Origin of the sequence: Sphingomonas sp. T1 (genome assembly GCF_902506585.1) — a bacterium.
GTDB lineage: Bacteria > Pseudomonadota > Alphaproteobacteria > Sphingomonadales > Sphingomonadaceae > Sphingomonas > Sphingomonas aerolata.
The window spans coordinates 2,078,645-2,104,240 of record NZ_LR733875.1 but is presented as its reverse complement, the minus strand read 5'-3'; the positions used below and the strand labels follow the sequence as shown (position 1 = coordinate 2,104,240).

Genomic DNA, 25,596 nt, shown 5'->3' with positions numbered 1-25,596 from the left:
ACCAGTCCCTCGATCGTTAATGCCGGGGTTACCGGCGAAGCCTTGCCAATTCGCTAACCAATCGGTCGGCGACCGCGCGGCGTCCGGAAACGGGTTCTGCCGCGGCGCGCGGGCGGATAAGGGGGGCGCATGCTGATCCGCCTGCTAACCCTGCTCGTCCTTCCGCTCGCCGCGCTCATCGGCATCGCCGCCCCCGCCAGCGCCGACGACATCAGCGCGACCGGGCGAGGGGTCGTGCGTGTCGTGACGATCGCGGTGGTCGACGATCAGGTCGTCGGCTTCGGTCATGGCAGCGGCTTCGCGGTCGCGCCCAACCGGATCGTCACCAACGCGCATGTTGTCGAGCTGGCGGAACGCTATCCCGACAATGTCGTCGTCGGCGTTGTGCCGACTGAGGGGGACAAATCCTATCAGGGCAAGGTGATTGCCTATGACGTGCAGCGCGATCTGGCGCTGATCGAGTTCACCGGCGCGCGCCTGCCGCAGACCGCGCTGTATACGGGACCGATCGATGAGGGCGGGGCGGTGGTGTCGCTGGGCTTTCCCGGCAATGTCGACCTCGCCACCGCGCGCTCGGCCGCGGACTATATCCGGCCGACCAGCCCGGTGCGGTCGGAGGGCGTGTTCTCGGGCCGGCGCAGTCTGAGCGATGTCGAGGTGCTGTTGCACACCGCCAATATCGCGCGCGGCAATTCGGGCGGACCGCTGCTCGACCGGTGCGGGCGGGTGATCGGCGTCAATTCCGCGATCACCCGCGGCGAAGAAGGCGATTCGACGTTCGGTTTCGCGATTGCGGATACCGAACTCGCCGCGTTCCTGCGCGAGGCGAAGCAGCCCTATAGCGCGGTCGGAACGCCGTGCACCTCGATCGAGGAGCGGCTGCGGCAGGACAGCGACGCAGACGTGCGCGCGGCGGCCGATGCGGCGGCGGCGCAGCGTGATGTGGCGACGCAGGCGGCGCTATCGCGCGAACGCGCGCTGGAACAGGCGCGTATCGAGGCGGAGCGCCGGCGCGAGAACGTCATGGCGATCGCGGGGCTGCTGCTGGTCGCAGGCGCGCTCGGGATCGGTGCGGCGGGGCTGCTCGAATCGCGCGGCCGGCGGCGTGCGGCGATCTGGACGGTCGCGGGCGGTGGCGTCGCGGTGGTCGCGGCGGTCGTCGTGTTCGTGGCCAGGCCGTCGGGCGCGGTCGACCTTCCCGCGGCGTCGGTCGCGCGATCGGGGCCGGTGGTCGAGGACAAGGCGCTCGGCCGGCTAATGTGCCGGCTGATCCCCGAACGGAGCCGGATCACGATCTCGTCGAGCGAAGACGTGCCGCTCAGCTGGGGCGCGGGTGGCTGCGTCAACGGCAAGACCCAATATGTCGCGGGCAATGGCCGGTGGGAGCGCGTGCTGGTGCCCGAGGCAGATCAGACGGTGTCGCTACTATCGTTCGACCCGGCGACGCGGACCTACGCCAATACGCGCTATCTGATGTCGGCGGCGGGGATGACCGCGTCGCGGGCGGCGCGTGGCGACACGCCGGGGCAGTGCACGACCGATCCGGCGGCGATCACGCGGCTGGTCGGCCAGCAGTCTGCAGTCCGGGCCACGTTGCCGCCGCTGCCCAATGAGAAGCTCGTCTATTCCTGCACGTCGGCAGACTGATCGAGTCTCGTTTACCCCCTCGGCACGCGTCGATCCGCATGGCAGGATGGCGGTGTTGAGGGGGATGGCGATGCGGGTAATGCACAGAGTTAGGCATGGGGTGGCGTGGAGCGTCACCATCATGGCGGGACTGGTCGGTGCCTGGACGCCGGCAGCGGCGAGATGGGCGCGCGCGACCTCCGATCATTTCGAGATCTATGCCGACATGCCGCCCGCCGCGCTCACGACGATGGCGACCCGGCTCGAGCAGTTCGACGGGGCGATCCGGCATCTCCACCGCACGCCGGAGGGCACCGGCGCGAAGGGCGCGAACCGCGTCACCGTCTATGTCGCGAACGACGTCGCTGCGATCCGCCGATTGTCGGGCGATCGCGGCATCGCTGGATTCTACCTGCCGCGCGCAAGCGGGTCGGTCGCCTTCACCCCGCGGATCGACGAGGGCGGGGACGGCAGCCGTTCGACGCGCGGCGGCGGAATTCCGCAGATCGTCCTGTTCCACGAATATGCGCATCACTTCCTGCTGGGCAATTACGCCGCCGCCTATCCGGCGTGGTTTTCCGAGGGCTATGCCGAGTTCGTCTCGACCGCCGCGTTCGAGAAGGAGTATGTCCAGCTCGGCGGCGCGGCGCAGCACCGGGCGTACAGCCTGCTCGCGGCCAAGCCGGTGTCCGCGGCGACCCTGTTCGCGACCGGGCAGAAGCTGACCGACGAGCAGCGCGGGGTGATGTACGGGCGCGGATGGCTGCTGACGCACTACCTGATGTTCGACGCGGCGCGCGGCCGGCAGCTCCAGCAGTATCTGACCGCGCTGAACGCGGGAACGCCGAGCGTAACCGCGGCCACCGCGGCGTTCGGCGACCTGCGCGCGCTCGACAAGGCGCTCGATGCGTATCTGCGCCAGTCGCGCATCCCGGGGCTGCGAATCGCGTATGATAAGCTGCCCGTCGCGCCGGTGGTCGTGACGCCGTTGTCGCCGGGCGCCGCGGCGATGGTCGAGCTGCGGATGCAGTCGGAGCGCGGCGTCAATCGTGCCACCGCCGCACCGATCTTCGCGCGCGCCGCCCGGATCGCGGCGGCCTTTCCCGATGATGCGCTGGCGCAGGGCTGGCTGGCGGAGATGGCGTATGATGCGGGGCAGGACGATGCGGCACTGGCTGCTGCCGACCGCGCGCTCGCCGCCGATCCGACGTCGCGCCAGGCGATGCTGTACAAGGCGCAGGTGATGATGCGGCGCGCCGCTGCGTCGACGCCGCGCGACGCTTCAGCATGGGGTGCGGCGCGGCGCTGGATCGTCACGGCCAATCGCCAGGCGCCCGACGATGCCGAGGCGCTGTCGCTCTATTATGACAGCTTCGCCGCGGCGGGCGAGGCTCCCAGCGCGGCCGCGATCCTGGGGATCGGTCGCGCGCTCGAGCTGGTGCCGCAGGACCCGGCGCTGCGCTTCAAGGTCGCGGCGCAGGCGATCATGGATGGTCAGACCGATGCCGCCAGACGCGCGCTGCGCCCGCTCGCCTATGATCCGCACCAGTCGGCGGACAACCCGGCGGCGCGGCTGATCGCGATCCTCGATACCGGCGTGACGGGGCCCGCGGCGATGCTCGCGCTTGCAAAGGCACGGGGGGAGACGGTGGCGGCGACGCCGTCTGGGCCGACACCGGCGAATTAGCGGCGAGGGCGCGGACCCCGACCCTCGTCACGATGTCGACGGTCGGGGATCGCCTGAATGTGCGGGCGACAGGGCGGGTTCGCGCGGCGCCTCTTTCGCCAGCAGCGCACGTTTGCGGTCGAGCCCATAGGCGTAGCCGCCGAGTGTCCCGTCGGTGCGAAGCGCGCGGTGGCAGGGGATGAGGATGGCGATCGGATTGGCGCCGCACGCGCTGCCGACTGCGCGGACCGCGGCCGGGGTGCCGGCGGCAGCGGCGAGTTGCGTATAGGTGCGCGTCTCGCCCGCGGGGATGCAGGCGAGTGCCTGCCAGACCGCCTCCTGGAACGCGGTGCCGCGGACGTCGAGCGGAAGGTCGTGCTGGCGCTCGGGTGATTCGACGCTGGCGACGACGCGCGCCGCGAGATCGGCGAGTGCCGTATCGCCGGGCGTGACGATCGCCCTGGGAAAGCGTGCGACGAGGGCGGCCGCGTCCTCGTCGAACGCCACGCGGCACAGTCCCGTATCGGTCGCGGCGATCAGTAGCGGCCCGAGGCTGGTCGCGACGATCGTCCAGCGGATGCGGACCCCGTCGCCGCCGCGCGCCCAGACGCTCGGCGGCATCCCCATGCGCGACGCGGCGCCGGCGTAGAAGCGACTCGGCGCGGCATAGCCCGCATCGTAGATCGCGGCGGCGACGTGCGCCTCCCGGGTCAGCGCGTCGGCGGCGCGTGCGCTGCGCAGGCCGCGGGCATAGGCGGCCGGCGTGACCCCGGTCGCGCGCTTGAACAGCCGGTGGAAATGATGCGGCGTATAGCCCGCCTGCGCCGCGAGCTGGTCGAGCGAGAGGCGGTCGTCCGTGGCTTCGAGCAGCGCGACGGCGGCGGCGACCGCGATCCGGTCGCGGCCCACGGAGTCCGGGGTACAGCGAAGGCAGGCCCGGAACCCGGCCGCCCGGGCGCTGGCCGGGTCATCAAGGAAGACGACATTCTCGCGTCTGGGATGACGGGCCGGACAGCTCGGCTTGCAATAGATGCCGGTGGTCTTCACCGCGACGATGAACCGACCGTCCCACGCCCGTTCCCGGTTGGCAAAGGCGGTCCAGGCGGTGTCCGGATCTGGGGCGGTGTGCGTCATTGCCAAGGTGTAGCGCGTCGGTCGGGGCGCTGCATCCCGCGGCTTGCGGTCAAACCGGGGAGCAGACGCCCGCGCTTGTCAGCCGCCGTTCGCGTGGAACAGCGCAAGCGTGCGCGCCTTTGCCAGATCGGCGCTCGGCTCGTGATAATCCTTGCGGCGATCCGAGTTGAAGCCGTGGCCCGCCTCGTAGACATGGACCGTCGCGTTCGGCCAGTCCTTGGCGATCACCTGCTCGACGCCCTCCATCGGGATGCCGTGATCGTGGCGGCCGAAATGGAGGATGACGGGAACCTTGGGCTCTTCGTCCGCCGCCGCCGGGATCATGCTGCCATAATAGCCGCTCGCGGCGGCCACGCCGGTGAGGCGGGTGGCCGCGAACCACGCGACCGATCCCCCATAGCAATAGCCGACGACGAACACGGGTCCGGCGGGGGCGAGCGAGTCGATGCAGGTCTGGACGTCGGTCAGCGACAGTTCGAAGGGATGGAGCTGCCGCGCAAGTTCGATCCCGCGGGCAAGGCCGTCACCCGAATAGTCCGCCTCGAAGCCTGGATGCTCCCGGTCGAACAGGGCGGGTGCCAGCACTTCATAGCCATCGGCCGCATATTCGTCGCACAGATCGCGGATATGGTCGGTGACGCCGAAGATCTCCTGCACGAGGACGAGACCGCCGCGACGGTCTCCCGTCGGCTGCGCATGATAGACCGCGATCGTCGCGCCGTCGGACATGGTCATCGTTTCCATCGTGCCGGTCATTCCGATTCCTTGTCATGTGATCCTGTTCCGACCATTATCGTCATTCCCGCGGAGGCGGGAACACATAGTGCCAGGCCCTGCGATGAATGCGCTGGGTCCGGATATGGATCCCCGCCCGCGCGGGGATGACGAAGAGGGTGAGGTGGGCCTTCCAACCATCTACCGATGACAAAACAGTCACAAACCAGTCGTCTCCTCCGCCCGCCCGGCTTGCCAATGCTGGAACCCGATGCTACCCGCGCCGCGTCCCGGTAGAGGTGCTTTCGCGCCCTCTTCCCTTGTGGGACGGCGACATTCGGTTTCAGACGAGGATTGACAGGTCCGTGGAGACACTTCCCGGTAACGGCGGCGGCGCTATCCAGGCGAGCTTAGGTGGGCGTTATGCGCTCGCCCTGTTCGAACTGGCGCGTGACGCCAAGACGATCGACGCGGTCGAGCAGAGCCTGTCGACCGTGCGCGATGCGCTTGCGCAGTCCGACACGCTCCGCGACCTCACGACGAGCCCGATGGTATCGCGCGGCGCGGCGGTGAAGGCGATCTCCGCCGTCGCCGACGAGCTCGGCGTCGATGCGACCACGAAGAATTTCCTGGGCGTGCTGGCCGAGAACCACCGGCTCGGCGCGCTGGCCAAGATCATCAAGGCGTACCGCACGCTTGCTGCGCAGCATCGCGGCGAGATCGCAGCCGAAGTGACCTCTGCGCATCCGCTGTCCGAAGAGCAGGTGATCGAGCTGAAGCATCAGCTCCGCCAGCGGGTCGGCCGTGAAGTTTCCGTCGACCTCAACGTCGACCCATCGCTGCTGGGCGGACTTGTCGTCCGCGTCGGCAGCCAGATGATCGATTCGTCGATCCGCACCCGTTTGAACACGCTCGCGCAGGCGATGAAAGGCTGACCATGGATATCCGCGCCGCAGAAATCTCGAAGATCATCAAGGATCAGATCGCCAATTTCGGCACCGAGGCCCAGGTCAGCGAGACCGGCCAGGTGCTGAGCGTCGGCGACGGCATCGCGCGCATCTTCGGCCTCGACAACGTCCAGGCCGGCGAGATGGTCGAATTCTCGAACGGCGTGCAGGGCATGGCGCTCAACCTCGAGGCCGACAATGTCGGCGTCGTGATCTTCGGGTCTGACTCGGAGATCAAGGAAGGCGACATCGTCAAGCGCACCGGCACGATCGTCGACGTGCCGATCGGCAAGGAGCTGCTCGGCCGCGTGGTCGACGGTCTCGGCAACCCGATCGACGGCAAGGGCCCGATCCACACGACCGAGCGCAGCCGCGTCGAGGTCAAGGCGCCGGGCATCATCCCGCGCCAGTCGGTCAGCGAGCCGGTCCAGACCGGTCTCAAGGCGATCGATGCACTCGTTCCCGTCGGCCGTGGCCAGCGCGAGTTGATCATCGGCGATCGCCAGACCGGCAAGTCGGCCGTCGCGATCGACGCGTTCATCAACCAGAAGACCGCGAACGCGGGCGACGACGAGTCGAAGAAGCTGTATTGCGTCTATGTCGCCATCGGCCAGAAGCGCTCGACGGTCGCGCAGCTCGTCAAGACGCTCGAAGAGAATGGCGCGATGGAGTATTCCATCGTCGTTGCAGCCACCGCGTCGGACCCCGCACCGCTCCAGTATCTCGCGCCCTATACCGGCGTCGCGATGGGCGAGTATTTCCGCGATCGCGGCATGCACGCGCTGATCTGCTACGACGATCTGTCGAAGCAGGCGGTCGCCTACCGCCAGATGTCGCTGCTTCTGCGTCGTCCTCCGGGCCGTGAAGCCTATCCCGGCGACGTGTTCTATCTTCACAGCCGTCTGCTCGAGCGTGCGGCCAAGATGTCGGACGCGAACGGCGGCGGTTCGCTGACCGCGCTGCCGATCATCGAGACGCAGGCGGGCGACGTTTCGGCGTACATCCCGACCAACGTGATCTCGATCACCGACGGCCAGATCTTCCTCGAAACCGACCTGTTCTTCTCGGGCGTGCGCCCGGCGATCAACGTCGGTCTCTCGGTCAGCCGCGTCGGCTCGGCCGCACAGACCAAGGCGATGAAGAAGGTGTCGGGCTCGATCAAGCTCGAGCTCGCGCAGTACCGCGAGATGGCGGCGTTCGCGCAGTTCGGGTCGGATCTCGATGCGTCGACGCAGAAGCTGCTCAACCGCGGTGCGCGTCTGACCGAGCTGCTCAAGCAGGCGCAGTTCTCGCCGCTGCCGTTCGAGGAGCAGACCGTGTCGATCTTCGCCGGCACCAGCGGTTTCCTCGACAAGGTGCCCGTCGCCGACGTGACCCGCTACGAGCAGGCACTGCTCGCCGACATGCGCGCGAACCATGCCGACGTGCTCAAGCTGATCCGCGATACCCGCGATCTGGGTAACGAGGCGAAGGACAAGCTGAAGGCAGCGCTCGAGGCGTTCGCCAAGACGTTTGCATAAGTAGAACATGCCCCCGCTGATGCGGGGGCAGGCTGGGCCTCCGCCGTCGCGGGGGAACAAAGGGACGTAGATGGCGAGCCTCAAGGCACTCAAGATCCGTATCGGCTCGGTGAAGTCGACGCAGAAGATCACCAAGGCGATGAAGATGGTCGCCGCTGCGAAACTGCGCCGTGCGCAGGACGCGGCGGTCGCCGGCCGGCCCTATGCCGAGCGGCTCGAAGCGGTGATGGCGAGCCTTGCCGGGCGCGTCGGCATCGCGCCGGGCGCATCGCCCCTGCTGGCCGGGACCGGCAAGGACCAGGTCCATCTGATCGTCATCGCGACGTCGGAGCGTGGTCTGGCCGGTGCGTTCAACACCAACATCGTCCGCGCGGCACGCCGCAAGGCCGAGGAGCTGATCGCGGCCGGCAAGACCGTGAAGTTCTATGTCGCCGGCAAGAAGGGGCGCGTGATCAAGCGCTTCTTCCCGAACGACATTCTCGCCGATCACGAGATGGGCGGAATCAAGAAGCTCGCGTTCAGCGACGCGCAGGCGATCTCCGAAGACCTGATCAAGCGCTTCGGCGAGGGTCAGTTCGACGTCGCGCATCTGTTCTACGCCAAGTTCGTGTCGGCGCTGGTCCAGGTGCCGACCGGCATTCAGATCGTCCCCGTGCCGCTCTCGACCATCCCCGGCGCAGAGGCAAAACCCAACGCACCGGCGGAAGCCGTGGTCGAGTATGAGCCCGACGAGGAAGCGATCCTCGCCGATCTGCTGCCGCGCAACGTCGCGATCCAGATCTTCCGCGCGCTGCTCGAAAACGCGGCGTCGGAGCAGGGCAGCCGCATGAACGCGATGGACAACGCCACGCGCAACGCGGGCGACATGATCACGCGCCTCTCAATCCAGTATAACCGTACACGCCAAGCCGCGATCACGACCGAGCTGGTCGAAATCATCTCGGGCGCCGAAGCGCTCAAGTAAGCCCAAGGAAGCAGATAATGGCAACCGCCCCAGAGACCATCGCCCCAGTGGCGGCAACGAACAACACGGGTCGCATCTCGCAGGTGATCGGCGCGGTCGTCGACGTGCATTTCCCCGACAACCTGCCCGCGATTCTGTCGGCGCTCGAAACCGATAACAACGGCAACCGGCTCGTCCTGGAAGTCGCGCAGCATCTCGGCGAGAACACCGTCCGCACGATCGCGATGGACGCGACCGAGGGTCTGACCCGCGGCCAGACCGTCACCGATACCGGCTCGCAGATCCGCGTGCCCGTCGGTCCGAAGACGCTCGGTCGCATCCTCAACGTCATCGGCGAGCCGATCGATGAGCGTGGCCCCGTCGGCGCAGAGCAGACCGCCCCGATCCACGCATCGGCACCGCTGTTCGTCGACCAGTCGACCGAGAGCGCGATCCTGGTCACGGGCATCAAGGTCATCGATCTGCTCGCACCGTACGCAAAGGGCGGCAAGATCGGCCTGTTCGGCGGCGCCGGCGTCGGCAAGACCGTGCTGATCCAGGAACTGATCAACAACATCGCCAAGGGCCACGGCGGCACCTCGGTGTTCGCGGGCGTCGGCGAGCGTACCCGTGAGGGTAACGATCTGTACCACGAGTTCCTCGACGCGGGCGTCATCGCCAAGGACGCCGACGGCAATCCGCAGTCGGAAGGCTCGAAGGTCGCACTCGTATTCGGCCAGATGAACGAGCCGCCGGGCGCACGTGCTCGTGTGGCTCTGTCGGGTCTGACGATCGCCGAATATTTCCGCGACGTCGAAGGCCAGGACGTGCTGTTCTTCGTCGACAACATCTTCCGCTTCACGCAGGCGGGCGCAGAGGTTTCGGCACTGCTCGGCCGCATTCCGTCGGCGGTGGGCTATCAGCCGACGCTGTCGACCGACATGGGCGCGCTGCAGGAGCGCATCACCTCGACCAACAAGGGGTCGATCACCTCGGTGCAGGCCGTGTACGTTCCCGCGGACGATCTTACCGATCCGGCACCGGCAACGTCGTTCGCGCATCTCGATGCGACGACCAACCTCAACCGTGCGATCTCGGAGCTGGGCATCTACCCGGCAGTCGATCCGCTCGACTCGACCTCGCGTCTGCTAGAGCCACGCGTCGTCGGCCAAGAGCATTACGACACCGCCCGTGCGGTTCAGTCGACGCTGCAGAAGTACAAGTCGCTGCAGGACATCATCGCGATTCTCGGCATGGACGAGCTGTCCGAGGAGGATAAGCTCACCGTGCAGCGTGCGCGCAAGATCCAGAAGTTCCTGAGCCAGCCGTTCCACGTCGCCGAGGTCTTCACCGGCATCAGCGGCAAGTTCGTCCAGCTCGAGGACACTGTCCGTTCGTTCAAGGCAGTGGTCGAGGGTGAGTATGATCACCTGCCCGAGAGCGCCTTCTACATGGTCGGCGGCATCGACGAAGCGGTCGCCAAGGCCGAGAAGATGGCTGCGGAGGCGTAAGCTTCTGCTGCTCCCTCTCCCCTCGGGGGAGAGGGTTGGGGTGAGGGGCCGCCACGAGCGCTCTCGCCCGGTACTGCCCCTCACCCCGACCCTCTCCCCGACGGGAAGAGGGAGAAGGCAAACAAGATGCTGCATTTCGAACTCGTCACGCCAGAAAAGCTCGTCCGGTCGGAGGAGGTCTATATGGTCGTCGTCCCCGGCACCGAAGGCGATTTCGGCGTGCTGGAAGGCCATGCGCCGTTCATGTCGACCGTCCGTGACGGAAGCGTGCAGGTGCATCGGACGCAGAACAGCACGCCCGAGACGATCGCGATCCGCGGTGGTTTCGCCGAGGTCAACGCCAAGGGCCTGACCATCCTCGCCGAGCAGGCGGGCGAGTAAACCGCCTCAGGCGAGCGCCGCGTCGGTAGCGACGGGCGCTGCCGCCTTGAGCGGCCGGGCTAAGACCTGCAGCAGCGGCCGTTCGATCCAGCGGTGGACGATGAGCCCCGCGACCGTCGACAGTGTCACGACTAGCGCGACGAAGACCAGCGCCGGGCATTCCGGCAACAACCCGCCGATGCGCCACAGCAGCGCGATCAGGCAAGGGTGGACGAGATAGGTCGAATAGGAGGCGTCGCCGATCCGCGCGACGGCCCGGTCGAACCGGCCGCCACCCTGCGTGTCGATCACCCCGAGCAGGACGAGCGCCCAGGGCAGCCCCCAGGTCCAGCTGCGTGCGAGACCGGAGGTGCCGGCGACCGCCGCCTGGACATCGCCCGAGACCGTGGGGCCAAGCCCGACGGCGATACCGATGGCGAGTAGCGCGATCCCCGAGACCATGGCGATGGCCGCGACGGGTGCAGCAATGCCCCGTCGCCAGGCGATCCAGACGAGCAGGCCAAACGCGAATTCCAGCTGCATCGGATTGAAGAGGAGCCGCGCTGGCGCCCAGCCGGGCTGGACGATACAGCCGAGCAGCGCAACGGCCAGCGTCGAGACCAGCAGCCACCGGGTCCTGTGGTGGCGGGCGGTCATCGCGAGTGCGACGAGCGCGTAGAAGGCAAATTCGAAGCCCAGCGTCCAGCCGACATAGAGCGAAGGCTGATGATAGTCGGCGCCATCGAGCAGCGGGAGGACGGTGATCGACATCAGCATCGCCTCGACCGGCTGCGGCTCGGTCGCGACGAGGATATAGGCGATGCTGGCGAGCGCGAAGAGCGGGACGATACGGCGCCAGCGCTGGACGAGAAAGCCCCAGGGATCGTGTGGTGCGGTCGCGAGCGACTGCGCCATGACGAAGCCGCTGATGACGAAGAAGAGATCGACGCCGCTGATGCCGACCACGGCGAGATTGGGTACCGACGGGATGAACGCGCCGGTAATCCGGACCGGACCCGCATCGATCAGGTTCGCTGCATGCGCGGCAACGACCATCGTCGCCGCCAGCGCGCGCAGCCATTGGATCGGGGTGACACGCTGCGCCGACATCCACATTGGATAGCGTGCTAGCGGTTAAGCGTCGGTTGCTTTCGTATCAGAGAAAATTATAGGGATCGACGTCGACGGTGACGCGTACCTTGGACGGCCAGTCGAGCGTGCCGAGCCATGCACGGATGACGTCCTGCACGTCGAGCGCGCGCTTCGCGTGGACGAGCAGGCGGTAGCGGTGCCGGCCGCGCAGCATCGCGAGCGGTGCGGGCGCGGGGCCATAGACATGCATCCCCTCGACCTGCGGCGCGCTTCGCCCGACCAGATTGGCGGTGTCGTGCGCGCAGCGCTGATCCTCCGACGACACGACGATCGCGGCATAACGGCCAAAGGGCGGCGCGCCCGCATCCTTGCGCGCCTCGGTCTCGGCCGCATAAAAGGCGTCCGCGTCGCCGGTGATCAGCGCCTGCATCACCTGCGCGGCGGGGCTGTGCGTCTGGATGAAGACATGGCCGGGCTTCTCGCCGCGCCCGGCACGCCCCGACACTTGGCGAATCTGCTGGAAGGTGCGCTCGGCCGCGCGCAGGTCGCCGCCGTCGAGCCCCAGATCCGCATCGACCACGCCGACCAGCGTCAGATTGGGGAAGTGATAGCCCTTGGTCACCAGCTGCGTGCCGACGACGATGTCGATATCGCCCGCCTCCATCCGGTCGACGAATTCCGCTGCCTTGGCGGGCGACCAGATGGTGTCGGAGGTGACGACCGCGGTCTTCGCCTCGGGAAACAGCGCGGCGACCTCGTCCGCGATCCGCTCGACGCCGGGACCGCAGGCGACGAGCGTATCCTCGCCCTGGCATTCGGGACAGACGCGTGGGGTCGGCTCGGCATGGCCGCAATGATGGCAGGCGAGCCGCCGCGTCAGCCGGTGCTCGACCATCCACGCGGTGCAGTTCGGACACTGGAACCGGTGCCCGCAGGTGCGGCACAGCGTCAGCGGTGCATAGCCCCGGCGGTTGAGGAACAGCAGCGCCTGTTCGCGCTTCTCCAGTGTCGCCTGCATCGCCTGGACCAGCCGCGGGGCGAGCCAGCGACCGCGCTCGGGCGGCTCCTTGATCAGGTCGATCGGCTCGATCGTCGGCATTTCCGCCACGCCGAACCGGCCGGGCAGCTTCAGCTCGGCATAACGGCCGGTCGCGACCTGCTGGCGGGTCTCGATCGCGGGCGTGGCGGAGGCGAGGATGACCGGGCATCCCTCGAACTTGCCGCGCATCACCGCGACGTCGCGCGCGTGATAATGCACGCCTTCCTCCTGCTTGAAGCTGGTCTCGTGCGCCTCGTCGACGACGATCAGGCCAAGATCGCGATAGGGCAGGAACAGCGCGGATCGTGCGCCGACCGTCACCAGCGCCTCGCCGCTCGCGATCGCACGCCATGCGCGCCTTCGCTGGGTCGACCGCAGTCCCGAATGCCACGCGATCGGCTCGCAGCCGAACCGGTCGTGGAAGCGCTTGAGGAAGGGCTCGGTCAATGCGATCTCGGGCAGCAGCACCAGCGTCTGGCGGCCGTCGCGGATCGCCTGCGCGACCGCCTCGAAATAGACCTCGGTCTTGCCCGATCCGGTCACGCCGTCGAGCAATGTCGGCGTGAAGATGTGGTCGGCGACGCCTTTGACGAGCGAGTCCGCCGCTGCGCGCTGATCGGGCGACAGCACGGGGACGTGATGCAGCGGGTCGGGGACAGGGTAGGGGCTGTCGATATCCACCTCGACCGCCTCGATCCCGCCAACCTTGACGAGACCGCGAATGACCGCGTCGCTTACCTCGGCGAGCTGCGCCAGTTCGCGGATCAGGCCCTGGCGATCGCCGATCCGTTCGAGCGCCTGTTCGCGTTGCGGCGTCAGGCGCGGGGGGATCGTGCCGGTCGCGCGATATTCGGTCGCGGTGCGCGCGCCCTCAAGCGCGGAAGTCGAGGCGAGCGACATCCGCAGCACCGAGGCGGGGGGCGCCAGATAATAATCGGCGGTCCATTCGATCAGCCGGCGCAGCGGCGCACCGAGCGGCGGCACGTCCGCGACCGCGAGCAGATTGCGCAGGCGGTTGTCGCCGACCTCCGCATCGGACGGCATCCGCTCCGCTTCCCACACCACGCCGAGCAGCTGGCGCGGGCCGAGCGGCGCGACGACGATCGAGCCGGGCGCGACGTCCATGCCCGCGGGCACGCGATAGTCGAGCGGCCCAAGGGCGGCGTTGAGGATCAGAACACGGGCGCGCGACGACATGGCCGACGCATATGGGGGCAGATCGACTCGACGGAAACCTTTTAGCGGCGTGTGATCGTCGTCGCGGCGCCCATCGGGGTGAACCCGATCAGGCGGCGCGGCGCCGTTCGCCGATCCGTTCGCGCTTGGCGCGGTAGAGGACGATGTCGACGCGGTGGACGAAATCACGGACCGTCTGGCAATCGGTTTCGAGCGCGGCGATGCCGACGGTGCCCGCGCTGATCATCGCCAGGCCGTCGACCGAGACCGGCACCTGCAACGCCTCCTGCAGGCGGCTGACGATCTCCTCGGGTGCACCGACCAGCGCGGGGTCGTCGACGATCACCGCGAATTCGTCACCGCCAAGCCGCGCGGCTAGGCTGCCGCGAAGCCATGGCGCCTGCAGGATCTGGCCGACGCCGCGCAGCACGTCGTCGCCCGCGTTGTGGCCGAGCGTGTCGTTGATCGCCTTGAACCCGTCGAGATCGACCAGCGCGAGCAGCAACGGCGTTGCCGCTGCACGCGCGCGCGTGATGGCCGCGTCGAGCGCCCGGTCGAAGGCGGCCCGGTTGGCGAGACCGGTGAGCGCATCGGTTTCGGCCGTGCGTCGCAGCGTGAGTTCGAGCGCGTGACGCTCGGTCACGTCCTGGAAGATGCCGACGATCGCGACGGGACCGTCCACGTTCCGCTGGGCCGCATGTTCGAGCTCGCCCTGCACGCGCACGCGTCGTGGATTGCCCAGTGCAGTGGTGAAATCGAGTTCGAGATCGATCGGCACACCGGTCCGGATGACGTCGGTGAGCGCCTGGGCGATCTGTTCGCGGGCATGGGGGGGATAGTGATCGATCGCCTTCGACGGGTCGGGTTGCGCGCCAAGCGGCAGCTCGTGGATCCGGAAGACGCCGTCGGACCATTCGAGCAGACCGTCGGGCCACAGCACCCGCCACGATCCGATCGCCGCCATCCGTTCCGCCTGGCGGAAGATGCGATCCTGGCGAGCGAGAACGGACGACTGGCGATCCGCGGTCACCGCGATCGCCAGCGCCTGCATTGCCGCGGTCCGCGCGGCGATCGCAGCCTCGGCAAGCGTGGCGAGATGCACAAGCGCTTTCCGCCCTGCTGCGTTCAGGCTGCGCGGATGGGTGTCGAGCACGCACAGCGCGCCGATCGGGTGACGTCGTCCGTCGTCGGCGATCGCGTGGATCGGGGCACCGGCATAGAATCGCACCCCGTCGGATGCGGCAACCAGGGGGTTGGCAGCGAATCGCGAATCACCCGACAGGTCCTCCACGACCAGCGGCGCCGAGCCCTGAATGGTGACGTTGCACATGGTCACGTCGCGCGCGATCTCGCCGCGTTCGCCGTCATTGGCGGCCTTGATCCACAACCGGTCGCGATCGATCAGCGTCATCATCGCGCTGGGGCAGTCGAGCATTTCGGCTGCCAGCGCGACGAGCGCGTCGAATTCGCGTTCCGGTTCGGTATCGAGCAGCGCGAGCGCGTTGAGCGTCGCCACCCGGCGTTCCTCGTCGGCCGAGGCAAAACGCGATGGTGATCCGGGCATTTCGCGAAGGGCGGACTCGGGGAGCGACATGTCTTCGAATAGGCCTGCGTTAGTTAATTTTCTTTGTCGTTCAAACGCTCTAGCATGCCGGAATGACCTCACCCGACACGCTTCCCCCGTCGATGCTCTGGGCGACGCATCTGGCGCGGGACCGGATGCGGTCGGTGCACACGGTCCGCGCCTATCGCGCGGTTGCCGAGCGGTTGACGGCGTTCCTGGTAGGGCACTGGGCGGGGGCGGTCGATCGCGCGGCGCTGGGCCGGACGAGCACGGCGGATCTTCGCGCCTATCTGGCCTATCGGCGCGGGCAGGGGCTGGGGAATGCATCGGCGGCGCGCGAGCTGTCCGCGGTGCGCGGTTTCCTCGCATGGGCGAATGCGGATGCCGAACCGCCGCGGCTGAAGGGGCCGCGGGTCCAGCGCGGCGTGCCGCGCCCGATCTCGCCGGCCGAAGCGGTGGCGCTGGCCGGGGAGGTCGCCGACGACGCTGCCGAGCCGTGGATCGGCGCGCGCGACTGGGCGGTGCTGATGCTGCTGTACGGCGCGGGGCTGCGAATCGGCGAGGCGCTGCTGCTGACGCCGGCGATCCTGCCGCTCGGCGAGACGCTGTCGGTAACCGGCAAGCGCGCCAAGACGCGGATCGTGCCGCTGTTGCCGCAGGTCCGGACCGCGATCGAGGCCTATGTCGCAACGTGCCCCTGGGCGCTGGTGCCGGGGGAGCCGCTGTTCCGGGGCGCGAAGGGTGGCCCGCTCGCCCCCGCGATCGTGCGCCGCGCGGTCCGCGGGGCCCGCGGGCGGCTGGGGCTGGGCGAGCGGACGACGCCGCACGCACTGCGCCACAGTTTCGCGACGCATCTGCTGGGACGCGGGGCGGACCTGCGCGCGTTGCAGGAGCTGCTCGGCCATGCGAGCCTCAGCTCGACGCAGATCTATACGCAGGTCGACGCCGCGCATCTGATGGACGTGTACCGCAACGCGCATCCGCGGGCGTAGCGCAAGGTCAGCCTTTCGGCTTCCATGTCAGCACGCGCCAGCCATAGGCCAGCGCGATGATGACGAACGTCGCGACCGAGACAGGGCCGACATAGCGGTCGAGCTGCTGGAACCGCGAGCCGAGCAGGATGCCGGCATAGGCGAGCACGGTGTTCCAGATCGCGCTGCCCGCAGCGGTCCAGATCACGAACTTCCACAACGGCATGTACGTCATCCCGGCCGGGAGCGAGATGATCGTCCGGAAGGTCGGCATGAAGCGGAAGACGAAGATCACCCAGCCGCCGCGCTTCACGAAGAAGCGGTGGACCTTCTCGATATCCGACCATTCGATTGTCAGCCAGCGGCCATGCCGCTCGACGAACGGACGGAAGCGCTCGTAGCCGATGTTCCGGCCGATATAATACCAGAAGTAATTGCCCGCGACCGATCCGACCGTGCCCGCAACGATCAGCGGCACGACCGCCATATGGCCGCGCGCAACCGCAATGCCGCCTAGCCCCATGATCACCTCGGACGGTACGGGCGGGACGATATTCTCGAGCGCCATCAGCAGGAAGATGCCGAAATAGCCGCCCCAGGCGATCAGGTTGATGATGAATTCGGTCATGGCTAACCGATACTTCCGGGAGGCCGCATGTGTTCCCTCGACAGCGCGGTCGCACCATCCCGGCGTGAACCGGGATGGTGGTTTTCCTTACCGCGCCGCGACCTTTGCCTCGATCGCGTCCCAGATCATCGCGGAGACGTCGGTGCCGTCGAACCGTTCGATCGCGACGATGCCGGTGGGCGAGGTGACGTTGATCTCGGTCAGCCACTTGCCGCCGATAACGTCGATGCCGACGAACAGCAGCCCGCGCTTCTTGAGTTCAGGCCCGAGGACCGCGCAGATCTCGCGCTCGGTCGGGGTCAGCTCGGTCTTTTCCGCCGACCCGCCGACCGCGAGGTTGGAGCGGATCTCGCCCTCACCCGGCAGGCGGTTGATCGCGCCGGCGACTTCGCCGTCGACCAGCACGATGCGCTTGTCGCCCTTGGCCACGTCGGGAAGGAACGCCTGGACCATATGTGGCTCGCGCCACGTCATGTTGAACACCTCGATCAGCGCGGACAGGTTGGCGCCATCCGATTCGACCTTGAATATCGCCTTGCCGCCATTGCCGTGGAGCGGCTTGATCACGATCGCACCGTGCTCGGCCAGGAAGGCGCGTGCCTCGTCGAGGCTGCGCGTGACGAGCGTCGGCGGCATGAACTGCGGATAGTCGAGCACGAACACCTTTTCGGGTGCGTTGCGGACCTGTGCCGGGTCGTTGACGACCAGCGTCTTGCCGGCGATCCGCTCGAGCAGATGCGTCGCGGTGATGTAGCCGAGATCGAAGGGCGGGTCCTGCCGCATGAGCACGACGTCGGCTTCGTCGCCGAGATCGAGGTTCACCGGCTCACCGACACTAAAGTGGTCGCCGGTCACGCGCTGCACGGTGACGGGGTGCGCCTTCGCCCAGACCCGGCCGTCGCGGTAGTTGAGATCCTCCGCCGCGTAATGGAACAGGCGGTGCCCGCGGTCCTGTGCGGAGAGCATCAGCGCGAAGGTCGAATCGCCCGCGATATTGATGCTGTCGAGCGGGTCCATCTGGACGGCGACGGTGAGGCTCATGCGTCTTCCTTCTATGCGGTCGAGCGCATGTAGGTGCGCGCGGGCCGCAAGTCACCCAACCCGCTCAGCCGATCCATGCATTCTCGATATGGCGGGGGCGCGTGCCGGGCGCGAGCAGGATGACGTCGACGCGGATGTCGTCGCCGGGCCCGGCATAGCGCGGCATCAAAAACTCTGCCGCCGCGGCGACCCGCGCGAGCCGCCGCTCGTCGATCGCGAAGTCGAGTTCGGCGGCCGTCGCGCGCGTCTTCACCTCGACGAACGCGACCAGCGTCCCCTTGCGCGCGACGATGTCGACCTCGCCCGCAGGCGTCCGCACGCGACGGTCGAGGATGCTCCAGCCCTTCAGTCGCAGCCACCAGCCGGCCAGCCGTTCCCCGCGCCGCCCCGCAGCTTCCGCGACTTGTCGATCGGCGGTGCTCGCCGTCCGTCTGCGGGAGGGGCGCGGGGCGGGGAGGGTCACCCCTTCGCCTTCAATTTGAGCGCGCGGGCGTAGAGCGTCTTGCGGTCGAGCCCGAGTGCCTTCGCAACCTCGCTCGCGGCCTGGCCGGTGGAGAGGCGGGTCAGCGCGTCGGCGAGCGCCACGTCTGCATCCTCCGCGCTGGCCGGGGGGGCGTCGCCGGGGGGCGCGATGACGATGACGATCTCGCCACGCGGCGGCGCGTCGGCGTAGCGGGTGGCGAGGGTCGTCAGCGTACCAGTCACCGCCTCCTCGAACCGCTTGGTGATCTCGCGCGTGACCGCCGCTTCACGGTCGCCGAGCCCTTCGGCGAGCGCGGCAAGGCTGGCACCGAGACGCGGACCCGATTCGTAGAGCACCAGCGTCGCGCGGATCGTCGCGATCTCGGCGATCGCCTCCGACCGGGCATGCGCCTTGGACGGCAGGAAGCCGACGAACAGGAAGCGATCGGTCGGCAGTCCCGCCAGCGTGAGCGCGGCGACCGCGGCGCAGGGGCCGGGGATCGTCACCACGAGATGCCCCGCCGCGCGCGCGTCGCGCACCAGCTTGAACCCGGGATCGGAAATCAGCGGCGTGCCTGCGTCGGACACCAGCGCCACCGCCTCGGTCGCCATCCGCGCGATCAGCGCGGGGCGGACGCCTTCGGCGCTGTGATCATGATAGGGGACCATCGGCGTCTTGGTCCCGACATGGCGGAGCAGACCGGCGGTGACACGGCTGTCCTCGACCGCGACGACGTCGGCCCGCGCGAGGATATCGGCGGCACGCGGCGACAGATCACCGAGATTGCCGATCGGCGTCGCGACGATGTAAAGGCCGGGGTTCAGTGGAGTTTCAGGGTTCATGGGGATTGTCATGGCAGACGCAGCGACGATAGGGCAATCGGCCCGGCACCGGATGCGCGCGTTTGGGCGCTCGGCGGCACTCACGATGGCCTGCCTGCTGGGCGCGTGCCAGACGATCGTCCCGCGCGGTCCCGTCGAGCCGTCGCAGCAGCGCCCAACCACCCGTCCTGCCGACACGCCGACGATCGGGGTCGAGACCGGCATCCCGCGCGATGCCGAGCGCAACCGCGTGGCGCTGCTCGTGCCGCTGTCGGGAAGCAATGCGGGGGTCGGCACGTCGATCGCCAATGCGACGATGATGGCGCTGCTCGACACGCAGAACCAGCGCGTGCGGATCACCAATTACGATACCGCGACGGGTGCCGCGGCCGCGGCCCAGCGCGCGATCGCTGAAGGCGCGCAGCTGATCCTCGGGCCGCTGCTGTCCGAGGACGTGCGGACGGTCGCGCCGATCGCGCGCGCGGCGGGCGTGCCGGTGCTGAGCTTCTCGAACGATCTCGGGGTGGCCGGCAACGGCGCCTATCTGATGGGCTATGTGCCGACCCAGTCGATTTCGCGCGTCGTCGATTTCGCGCGCGAGCGCGGCGTGTCGAACTTTGCCGGGCTGGTCCCGAACGGACTCTACGGGGAGCGCGCCTCGACCGCATTCCTCCGCGCGGTCGAGGGGGCGGGCGGCCAGGTCGTGTCGCTGCAGACCTATGGCCGGACCGCCGGTGGTGTGTCGGGCGCGGTCACGCGGCTCGCCGCAAAGGCACCCTATGACGCCGTGCTGATCGCCGACAGCGGTTCGACCGCGGCGTCGGCGGCGGCGCTGGTGAAGCGCGGCGCGGGCGCATCGACCCGGATCCTCGGCACCGAGCTGTGGAATTCCGAATCGAGCGTCGCCGCCAAGCCGGCGTTGAACGGCGCCTGGTACGCAAGCGTGTCGGATACGCTGTACCGGCAATATGCCGCCAAATACCGCGCACGCTTCGGCAGCGGACCGTACCGCCTGTCGAGCCTCGGCTATGATTCGGTGCTGCTGACGGTGCGGATCGCGCGCGACTGGAAGCCGGGGACCGCGTTCCCCGTGTCGCGGCTGCGCGATGGCGACGGCTTTTCGGGCATCGACGGTGCGTTTCGCTTCGGCCGCGACAATGTCGCCGAGCGCGCGCTGGAGGTGAAGGAAATCCGCGGCGGCACGACGAGCGTAGTGTCGCCGGCGCCGACCGGCTTCGGGAAATAAGCCAGCGCCTTACCGGCCTTCCCGCCTGCGCGGGGAGGCCGGCAGGGTTACGCCGTCACGATCTCGGGCAGGATCGCGTCGAGCAGCAGCGCCCCCGCTTCGGTGACGCGCAGCCGGCCCGGTGAGCGGGCGACGAGGCCGAGATCCTCGAGCCGTGCGACGGCGGCGAGATCCACCGGCACCACGCCGGCGTTGAGCTGCGTGATCCGGTCGAGATCGACTCCCTCGGCCAGGCGCAGCCCCATCAGCAGCGCCTCGGTCGCGCGCGTCGAGGGGGTGAGGGGCTCCTCGACCTCCATGCCGTGACCGTTGCGCTCGATCGCCGCGAGCCAGTTTTCGGGCTTCTTGCGACGCACGGTCGCCAGGCCACCGCGGCGGCCATGCGCGCCGGGGCCGATCCCGGCATAATCCTGATAGCGCCAATAGGCGAGATTGTGGCGGCTCTCCGACCCCGGTCGCGCGTGGTTCGAGGTTTCATAGGCGGGGAGCCCGGCGGCTTTGGTGTCGGCGCGCGTCGCCTCGAACAGGTCGGCTGCGCTGTCGCCGTCGGGAATGACGATGCGGCCCGCCAGCGCTTCGGTCGCGAACCGCGTGCCGGGCTCGATGGTGAGCTGGTAGAGCGACAGATGCTCGGTCCCGAAACTCAGCGCGCGCGCGAGTTCGGCGCGCCAGTCGGCGAGGCGCTGGCCGGGAAGCGCATAGATCAGGTCGAAGCTCACCCGCGGAAAGACACTCTGCGCGGTCGCCAGCGCGGCCTGTCCCTCGTTCACGTCATGCGCGCGGCCGAGGAATTTCAGCGCCTGATCGTCGAGCGACTGCAATCCCAGCGACACGCGGTTGACGCCCGCACTGGCCAGGTCGGCGAAGCGCGCGGCCTCAACCGAGGAGGGATTGGCCTCGAGCGTGATCTCGATTCCCTCGGCAAAGCCCCAGGCGCGTTCGGCGGCGTCGAGGATCGCGGCGACCGTTGCGGGCGGCATCAGCGAGGGCGTGCCGCCGCCGAAGAAGATCGACTGAAGCTTGCGTCCCGGCAGCACCGACGCTTCGTGCGCGAGGTCGGTGAGCAGCGCCGCGCGCCACGCCGCCTGGTCGACGCCCTCGCGGACATGGCTGTTAAAGTCGCAATAGGGGCATTTCGACACACAGAACGGCCAATGGACGTAGAGCGCGAGGTCCCCCGAAGGCGGCGGGGCGGGGCTTGGCGTTTCGATCGGGGGCATTATCTCGCGCATATGGTCGCACGGAGCGACAGAAGGAAGCGCAATGACGGTTCGGTTGGGTCTGGCAGTTGCGGCGGCGTTGCTTGCCGCAGGCTGCGCGCAGGGGCCGGAACGCGTCGTGGAGCGGCGCGAGACGCAGGCGCCGGCGCCCCGCGGGCCCGCGCTTCTCAAGGAGGCGATGATGGACGGGCATAATGCCGCGCGGGCGGCGGTGGGTGTTCCGCCGCTGGTATGGAGCGATACGCTGGCGACCACCGCGCGCGCCTATGCCGAGGAAATGGCCAACACGCGCAAATTTGCGCACGCGCATCAGGTTCAGGGGCCCGGCCGCGAGGGCGAGAATCTGTGGACCGGCACGCGCTATGCCTATGCCTATCCCGAGATGATCGGCCACTGGGTCGCCGAACGGAAGGATTTCGTCAACGGTGTGACGCCCGCGTTCAGCCGGACCGGCAAATATGAGGATGTCGCGCACTACACGCAGATCGTCTGGCGCAGTTCGACCGCGGTGGGATGCGCGATGGCGAGCAACGAACGCGACGATTATCTGGTGTGCCGCTATTCGCCGCCGGGCAATGTGGTGGGCGAGCGGACTTACTAGGCACCCGAGATCGCCGGACCGTCACCCGGGGGTGGCGGTCCGGCGGCGTTTCAGAACACGGCGGCCTTCAGCAGCTCGAACGCGACATTGCGGTGGCTGATCGCGTTCTTCGTCTCGTGCGGCAGCTCGGCATAGGTCTGGTCATGGCCCAGCGGCACAAACATCGGGTCATAGCCGAAACCGACCTTGCCGCGTGGCGGCCAGACCAGCGTGCCCTCGGCGCGGCCTTCGAACCATTCGACATGGCCGTCGGGCCAGGCGAGCGCGAGCACGCTGACGAAATGCGCGCCGCGGGTCGCGTCGGGACCCTTGGCGGCGAGCGCGTCCTCGACCTTCTGCATCGCCATCGACCAGTCGCGACCGTTCGGCGTCTCCGCCCAGTCGGCGGTGTACACGCCCGGATCGCCACCCAGCGCATCGACGCACAGCCCGCTATCGTCGGCGAGCGCGGGATAGCCCGACAGGTCGGCGGCGGAGCGTGCCTTCAGCTCGGCATTGGCGAAGAAGGTCGTCCCCGTTTCGACCGGCTCGGGCAGGTCGAGATCCGCCGCCGACACGACGTCGAACCCGCGACCTGCGAGCAGGTCGGCGATCTCGCGGACCTTGCCCTTGTTGTGGCTCGCGATGACGAGCTTGCCGGGCTGGAGCTTGCGGATCGCCTGGGGGGTGCTGCCTTCGCCGCTCACTTGGCGACCGCCTTGGCCTGTGCCGCGAAGATGTCCGCGCAGCCGATCCGGGCGAGCCGCAACAGGCGGAGCAGCGCCTCCTCGTCATAGGTCGCGCCCTCGGCCGTCGCCTGCGCCTCGGCGATGTTGCCGTTTTCGAGCAGGACGAAATTCGCATCCGCGTCCGCACCCGAATCCTCGATATAGTCGAGGTCAAGCACCGGATTGCCCTGATAGATGCCGCAGCTGATCGCGGCGACCTTCTGCGTCAGCGGATCGGCGGTCAGTTTGCCACTGTCCAGCAGCCCGTCGATCGCGAGCCGCAGCGCGACCCAGGCGCCCGAGATGGAAGCGGTGCGCGTGCCGCCGTCCGCCTGAAGCACGTCGCAGTCGAGCACGATCTGGCGCTCGCCGAGCAGCTTCAGGTCGGTGACGGCGCGGAGCGAACGGCCGATCAGCCGCTGGATTTCCTGCGTGCGGCCCGACTGCTTGCCCTTGGCCGCTTCACGGTTGTTGCGTGTGTTGGTCGAGCGCGGGAGCATGCCATATTCGGCGGTCACCCAGCCTTCGCCCTTGCCGCGCAGGAACGGCGGGACCTTCTCCTCGATGCTGGCGGTGACGAGCACCTTCGTGTCGCCGAAACCGATCAGGACGGAGCCTTCGGCGTGCTTGGTGAAGCGGGGTTCGATCGTGATGCTGCGCATCTGGTCTGGGGCACGGCCGGATGGGCGCATGATGTATTCCTAAACTTCTTCCGTTCGTCCTGAGTAGCTGCTGAGCTCGTCGAAGCGGCGTATCGAAGGATCGGCCCGCTTGAGGCACATCCTTCGATACGGGCCTTCGACTTCGCTCAGTCCCTACTCAGGACGAACGGGTGGTGGGCAATAAGCGCTGCCTAGCCTTTCGCATTCCGGCTCGCCAGCCTAGATCAGCCGCATGGCCACGCCCCCCGTCACCGAACTGACCGACCGCGCGCGCGATATTTTTCGTGCGGTCGTCGACAGCTATCTCGCTAGCGGCACGCCGGTGGGGTCGAAGACGATCGCGCAGCTGGCCGGGCTCAGCCTGTCGCCCGCCTCGATTCGCGGGGTGATGGGGGAGCTGGAGGGGCTGGGACTGCTCGCCAGCCCACATACGAGCGCGGGGCGGATGCCGACCGATCGCGGCTTGCGGCTGTTCGTCGACGGGATGATGCAGGCGATGGAGCCGTCGTTCGAGGAGCGCCAGACGATCGAGGCGCGCGCCGGCGTCGGTGGCCCGGTCGAGGAGGCGCTCGCCGCCACCACGCTTGCGCTGTCGGGGCTGTCGGCGTGCGCGGGGCTGGTGATGGTGCCGAAGCGCGAGATGACGCTGCGCCAGATCGCGTTCGTCGCGCTGTCGCCCGATCAGGCGCTCGCGGTGCTGGTCAGCGAGGATGGCTCGGTCGAGAACCGCGTGATCGCGCTGCCCAAGGGCATGTCGCCGTCGACCCTGGTCGAGGCGGGCAATTACATGTCGGCGACGCTCGGCGGGCTGACGCTGGCCGAGGCGCGGCTGCGGATCGAGCGCGAGCTGGCGGACGGACAGGCGGCGCTCGACGGTGCGGCGCGGATGCTGGTCGAGGGCGGGATCGCGGTGTGGAGCGAGGATGCGGATCGCCGCCCGGTGCTGATCGTCCGCGGGCAGGGGCGGCTGATCGATGCCGCCGCCGCCGCCGATCTCGACCGGGTCCGCGACCTGCTCGACGACCTCGAGGGAAAGCAGGAGGTCGCATCGCTGCTCGACAGCGCGCGGGCGGGCGATTCGACGCGGATCTTCATCGGTGCGGAGACCAAATTATTCGCCCTGTCCGGCTCGTCGGTGATCGCGCGACCGTTCCGCGGATTGGACGGGCGGGTGGTCGGCGTGGTGGGCGTGATCGGCCCCACGCGGTTGAACTATGCGCGCGTCGTGCCCATGGTGGATTTCACGGCTGCAACGCTCGCCCGGTTGATGGGTTGAGCCGGCCCAACTTATAGGGAAAACAATGTCCGATATCGATCAGAACACGCCTGCCGACCTGCGCGAAGAGACCGCCGAAGCCGCACCCGAAGTGGCCTCGAACGATCGCGTCGCCGAGCTGGAGAACCAGCTTGCCGAGGCCAAGCAGAATGTCCTCTATGCGCAGGCCGAGGTGCAGAATGTCCGCCGCCGCGCCGAGAAGGAAGCGCAGGACGCGCGCGCCTATGCCGCCACCGCGTTCGCGCGCGACGTGCTGTCGGTTGCCGACAACCTCGCCCGCGGCCTGTCGGCGATCCCGGCGGACCTGCGTGCGGACGACAAGATGAAGGGCCTCGTCACCGGGCTCGAGGCCACCGGTCGCGAGCTGGAGAGCGTGTTCCAGCGCCACGGCATCACCAAGATCGCTGCCGAGGGCCAGATGCTCGACCCGAACAAGCATCAGGCAATGCTGGAGATCCCGAGCGATCAGCCGGCCGGCACGATCGTCCAGGAAATGCAGGCGGGCTACATGATCAAGGATCGCCTGCTGCGGCCTGCGATGGTGGGCGTCGCCAAGGCGGGGTGAGCCTGTCGGCCTGGTGTTCTCCCGCGAAGGCGGGAGCCCAGGGTTTCAAACGCTGTCGCCTGTAACCCAGGGCTACCGCCTTTGCGGGGGAACGGCAGGAGGC

Annotated in this window: 24 protein-coding genes; 12 read left to right on the top strand and 12 right to left on the bottom strand. The window is 68.3% G+C overall.

What is annotated here, in order from left to right; all coding sequences use genetic code 11:
* Positions 1-129: 129 nt before the first annotated feature.
* Positions 130-1,647, top strand: coding sequence for a S1C family serine protease (locus tag GV027_RS09545; protein ID WP_159511705.1), 1,518 nt, complete (start codon positions 130-132; stop codon positions 1,645-1,647).
* Positions 1,648-1,726: 79 nt separating this feature from the next.
* Entirely contained in the window at positions 1,727-3,313 is a 1,587-nt protein-coding gene (locus GV027_RS09540) for a hypothetical protein (RefSeq protein ID WP_159511704.1), read from the top strand.
* Between the two features lie 27 nt (positions 3,314-3,340).
* Here GV027_RS09540 and GV027_RS09535 read toward each other — a convergent pair whose 3' ends face one another.
* Positions 3,341-4,426, bottom strand: coding sequence for a bifunctional transcriptional activator/DNA repair enzyme AdaA (locus GV027_RS09535; RefSeq protein WP_159511703.1), 1,086 nt, complete (start codon positions 4,424-4,426; stop codon positions 3,341-3,343).
* Between the two features lie 78 nt (positions 4,427-4,504).
* Positions 4,505-5,182 carry a dienelactone hydrolase family protein gene (locus GV027_RS09530; protein WP_159511702.1) on the bottom strand — a complete coding sequence of 226 codons (678 nt, stop codon included), beginning with the start codon at positions 5,180-5,182 and terminating at the stop codon, positions 4,505-4,507.
* Positions 5,183-5,505: 323 nt separating this feature from the next.
* Here GV027_RS09530 and GV027_RS09525 point away from each other — a divergent pair, with 323 nt between their 5' ends.
* From GV027_RS09525 to GV027_RS09505, 5 genes are all read left to right on the top strand, one after another.
* Positions 5,506-6,075 (top strand): F0F1 ATP synthase subunit delta, encoded by a 570-nt coding sequence (locus tag GV027_RS09525; protein WP_031394433.1) that lies wholly within the window; start codon positions 5,506-5,508, stop codon positions 6,073-6,075.
* A 2-nt stretch (positions 6,076-6,077) separates the two neighbouring features.
* Positions 6,078-7,607 carry a F0F1 ATP synthase subunit alpha gene (gene atpA / locus GV027_RS09520; RefSeq protein ID WP_031394432.1) on the top strand — a complete coding sequence of 510 codons (1,530 nt, stop codon included), beginning with the start codon at positions 6,078-6,080 and terminating at the stop codon, positions 7,605-7,607.
* A gap of 70 nt (positions 7,608-7,677) precedes the next feature.
* Positions 7,678-8,571 carry a F0F1 ATP synthase subunit gamma gene (locus GV027_RS09515; RefSeq protein ID WP_056405313.1) on the top strand — a complete coding sequence of 298 codons (894 nt, stop codon included), beginning with the start codon at positions 7,678-7,680 and terminating at the stop codon, positions 8,569-8,571.
* A gap of 17 nt (positions 8,572-8,588) precedes the next feature.
* Complete coding sequence (gene atpD, locus GV027_RS09510) at positions 8,589-10,061, top strand: F0F1 ATP synthase subunit beta (protein WP_037530472.1); 1,473 nt, start codon at positions 8,589-8,591, stop codon at positions 10,059-10,061.
* 126 nt (positions 10,062-10,187) lie between these two features.
* Complete coding sequence (locus tag GV027_RS09505) at positions 10,188-10,442, top strand: ATP synthase F1 subunit epsilon (protein ID WP_031394429.1); 255 nt, start codon at positions 10,188-10,190, stop codon at positions 10,440-10,442.
* A 6-nt stretch (positions 10,443-10,448) separates the two neighbouring features.
* On the opposite strand, the gene GV027_RS09500 is transcribed toward GV027_RS09505, so the two are convergent.
* The 3 genes from GV027_RS09500 to GV027_RS09490 form a co-directional block, all read right to left on the bottom strand.
* Positions 10,449-11,537: an acyltransferase family protein gene (locus tag GV027_RS09500; RefSeq protein WP_236559140.1), complete on the bottom strand. Its 1,089-nt coding sequence runs from the start codon at positions 11,535-11,537 to the stop codon at positions 10,449-10,451.
* A gap of 40 nt (positions 11,538-11,577) precedes the next feature.
* Positions 11,578-13,749 (bottom strand): primosomal protein N', encoded by a 2,172-nt coding sequence (locus GV027_RS09495; protein WP_159511700.1) that lies wholly within the window; start codon positions 13,747-13,749, stop codon positions 11,578-11,580.
* An 88-nt stretch (positions 13,750-13,837) separates the two neighbouring features.
* On the bottom strand, positions 13,838-15,244 hold the full coding sequence (locus tag GV027_RS09490; protein ID WP_236559139.1) for a sensor domain-containing diguanylate cyclase: 1,407 nt from the start codon (positions 15,242-15,244) through the stop codon (positions 13,838-13,840).
* A 140-nt stretch (positions 15,245-15,384) separates the two neighbouring features.
* Between GV027_RS09490 and GV027_RS09485 the strand changes: the two genes are divergently transcribed.
* Positions 15,385-16,284 (top strand): tyrosine recombinase XerC, encoded by a 900-nt coding sequence (locus GV027_RS09485; protein ID WP_236559138.1) that lies wholly within the window; start codon positions 15,385-15,387, stop codon positions 16,282-16,284.
* Between the two features lie 7 nt (positions 16,285-16,291).
* Here the strand turns inward: GV027_RS09485 and GV027_RS09480 are convergent, their stop codons facing one another.
* From GV027_RS09480 to rsmI, 4 genes are all read right to left on the bottom strand, one after another.
* Complete coding sequence (locus GV027_RS09480) at positions 16,292-16,891, bottom strand: DedA family protein (RefSeq protein ID WP_031441513.1); 600 nt, start codon at positions 16,889-16,891, stop codon at positions 16,292-16,294.
* Between the two features lie 87 nt (positions 16,892-16,978).
* A complete protein-coding gene (gene gshB, locus GV027_RS09475) occupies positions 16,979-17,932 on the bottom strand; it encodes a glutathione synthase (protein WP_031441512.1) in 954 nt (317 codons plus the stop codon).
* A 64-nt stretch (positions 17,933-17,996) separates the two neighbouring features.
* Positions 17,997-18,395 carry a YraN family protein gene (locus GV027_RS09470; RefSeq protein WP_052149316.1) on the bottom strand — a complete coding sequence of 133 codons (399 nt, stop codon included), beginning with the start codon at positions 18,393-18,395 and terminating at the stop codon, positions 17,997-17,999.
* Positions 18,392-19,237: a 16S rRNA (cytidine(1402)-2'-O)-methyltransferase gene (gene rsmI / locus GV027_RS09465; protein WP_236559137.1), complete on the bottom strand. Its 846-nt coding sequence runs from the start codon at positions 19,235-19,237 to the stop codon at positions 18,392-18,394. The genes GV027_RS09470 and rsmI overlap by 4 nt, the downstream gene beginning before the upstream one ends.
* Positions 19,238-19,247: 10 nt before the next feature.
* Here rsmI and GV027_RS09460 point away from each other — a divergent pair, with 10 nt between their 5' ends.
* Complete coding sequence (locus GV027_RS09460) at positions 19,248-20,462, top strand: penicillin-binding protein activator (RefSeq protein WP_037531892.1); 1,215 nt, start codon at positions 19,248-19,250, stop codon at positions 20,460-20,462.
* Between the two features lie 47 nt (positions 20,463-20,509).
* Here GV027_RS09460 and hemW read toward each other — a convergent pair whose 3' ends face one another.
* Positions 20,510-21,682 carry a radical SAM family heme chaperone HemW gene (gene hemW / locus GV027_RS09455; protein ID WP_159511697.1) on the bottom strand — a complete coding sequence of 391 codons (1,173 nt, stop codon included), beginning with the start codon at positions 21,680-21,682 and terminating at the stop codon, positions 20,510-20,512.
* Positions 21,683-21,725: 43 nt separating this feature from the next.
* Here hemW and GV027_RS09450 point away from each other — a divergent pair, with 43 nt between their 5' ends.
* Positions 21,726-22,283, top strand: a complete 558-nt coding sequence (locus GV027_RS09450; RefSeq protein WP_159511696.1) for a CAP domain-containing protein — start codon at positions 21,726-21,728, stop codon at positions 22,281-22,283.
* A gap of 50 nt (positions 22,284-22,333) precedes the next feature.
* Here the strand turns inward: GV027_RS09450 and rdgB are convergent, their stop codons facing one another.
* Together rdgB and rph are read right to left on the bottom strand one after the other, a co-directional pair.
* Positions 22,334-22,969: an RdgB/HAM1 family non-canonical purine NTP pyrophosphatase gene (rdgB, locus tag GV027_RS09445; protein WP_056405330.1), complete on the bottom strand. Its 636-nt coding sequence runs from the start codon at positions 22,967-22,969 to the stop codon at positions 22,334-22,336.
* Positions 22,966-23,682, bottom strand: coding sequence for a ribonuclease PH (gene rph, locus GV027_RS09440; protein WP_031441505.1), 717 nt, complete (start codon positions 23,680-23,682; stop codon positions 22,966-22,968). Before rph ends, rdgB begins: the two co-directional genes overlap by 4 nt.
* A 202-nt stretch (positions 23,683-23,884) precedes the next feature.
* On the opposite strand from rph, the gene hrcA reads away from it, so the two are divergent.
* Both hrcA and grpE read left to right on the top strand, forming a co-directional pair.
* Positions 23,885-24,928, top strand: coding sequence for a heat-inducible transcriptional repressor HrcA (hrcA, locus tag GV027_RS09435; RefSeq protein WP_031441504.1), 1,044 nt, complete (start codon positions 23,885-23,887; stop codon positions 24,926-24,928).
* Positions 24,929-24,953: 25 nt separating this feature from the next.
* Positions 24,954-25,493, top strand: coding sequence for a nucleotide exchange factor GrpE (grpE, locus tag GV027_RS09430; RefSeq protein ID WP_031394645.1), 540 nt, complete (start codon positions 24,954-24,956; stop codon positions 25,491-25,493).
* Positions 25,494-25,596: the final 103 nt, after the last annotated feature.

Coding starts and splice junctions, on each gene's coding strand:
- GV027_RS09460 (WP_037531892.1), top strand. CDS start 19,248: ATGGCAGACGCAGCGACGATAGGGCAATCGGCCCGGCACCGGATGCGC.
- GV027_RS09485 (WP_236559138.1), top strand. CDS start 15,385: ATGACCTCACCCGACACGCTTCCCCCGTCGATGCTCTGGGCGACGCAT.
- GV027_RS09450 (WP_159511696.1), top strand. CDS start 21,726: ATGACGGTTCGGTTGGGTCTGGCAGTTGCGGCGGCGTTGCTTGCCGCA.
- GV027_RS09535 (WP_159511703.1), bottom strand. CDS start 4,426: ATGACGCACACCGCCCCAGATCCGGACACCGCCTGGACCGCCTTTGCC.
- GV027_RS09500 (WP_236559140.1), bottom strand. CDS start 11,537: ATGTGGATGTCGGCGCAGCGTGTCACCCCGATCCAATGGCTGCGCGCG.
- GV027_RS09480 (WP_031441513.1), bottom strand. CDS start 16,891: ATGACCGAATTCATCATCAACCTGATCGCCTGGGGCGGCTATTTCGGC.
- rph (WP_031441505.1), bottom strand. CDS start 23,682: ATGCGCCCATCCGGCCGTGCCCCAGACCAGATGCGCAGCATCACGATC.
- atpD (WP_037530472.1), top strand. CDS start 8,589: ATGGCAACCGCCCCAGAGACCATCGCCCCAGTGGCGGCAACGAACAAC.
- hemW (WP_159511697.1), bottom strand. CDS start 21,682: ATGCCCCCGATCGAAACGCCAAGCCCCGCCCCGCCGCCTTCGGGGGAC.
- hrcA (WP_031441504.1), top strand. CDS start 23,885: ATGGCCACGCCCCCCGTCACCGAACTGACCGACCGCGCGCGCGATATT.
- GV027_RS09515 (WP_056405313.1), top strand. CDS start 7,678: ATGGCGAGCCTCAAGGCACTCAAGATCCGTATCGGCTCGGTGAAGTCG.
- rsmI (WP_236559137.1), bottom strand. CDS start 19,237: ATGAACCCTGAAACTCCACTGAACCCCGGCCTTTACATCGTCGCGACG.
- atpA (WP_031394432.1), top strand. CDS start 6,078: ATGGATATCCGCGCCGCAGAAATCTCGAAGATCATCAAGGATCAGATC.
- GV027_RS09530 (WP_159511702.1), bottom strand. CDS start 5,182: ATGACCGGCACGATGGAAACGATGACCATGTCCGACGGCGCGACGATC.
- GV027_RS09495 (WP_159511700.1), bottom strand. CDS start 13,749: ATGTCGTCGCGCGCCCGTGTTCTGATCCTCAACGCCGCCCTTGGGCCG.
- grpE (WP_031394645.1), top strand. CDS start 24,954: ATGTCCGATATCGATCAGAACACGCCTGCCGACCTGCGCGAAGAGACC.
- GV027_RS09505 (WP_031394429.1), top strand. CDS start 10,188: ATGCTGCATTTCGAACTCGTCACGCCAGAAAAGCTCGTCCGGTCGGAG.
- gshB (WP_031441512.1), bottom strand. CDS start 17,932: ATGAGCCTCACCGTCGCCGTCCAGATGGACCCGCTCGACAGCATCAAT.
- GV027_RS09545 (WP_159511705.1), top strand. CDS start 130: ATGCTGATCCGCCTGCTAACCCTGCTCGTCCTTCCGCTCGCCGCGCTC.
- GV027_RS09540 (WP_159511704.1), top strand. CDS start 1,727: ATGCACAGAGTTAGGCATGGGGTGGCGTGGAGCGTCACCATCATGGCG.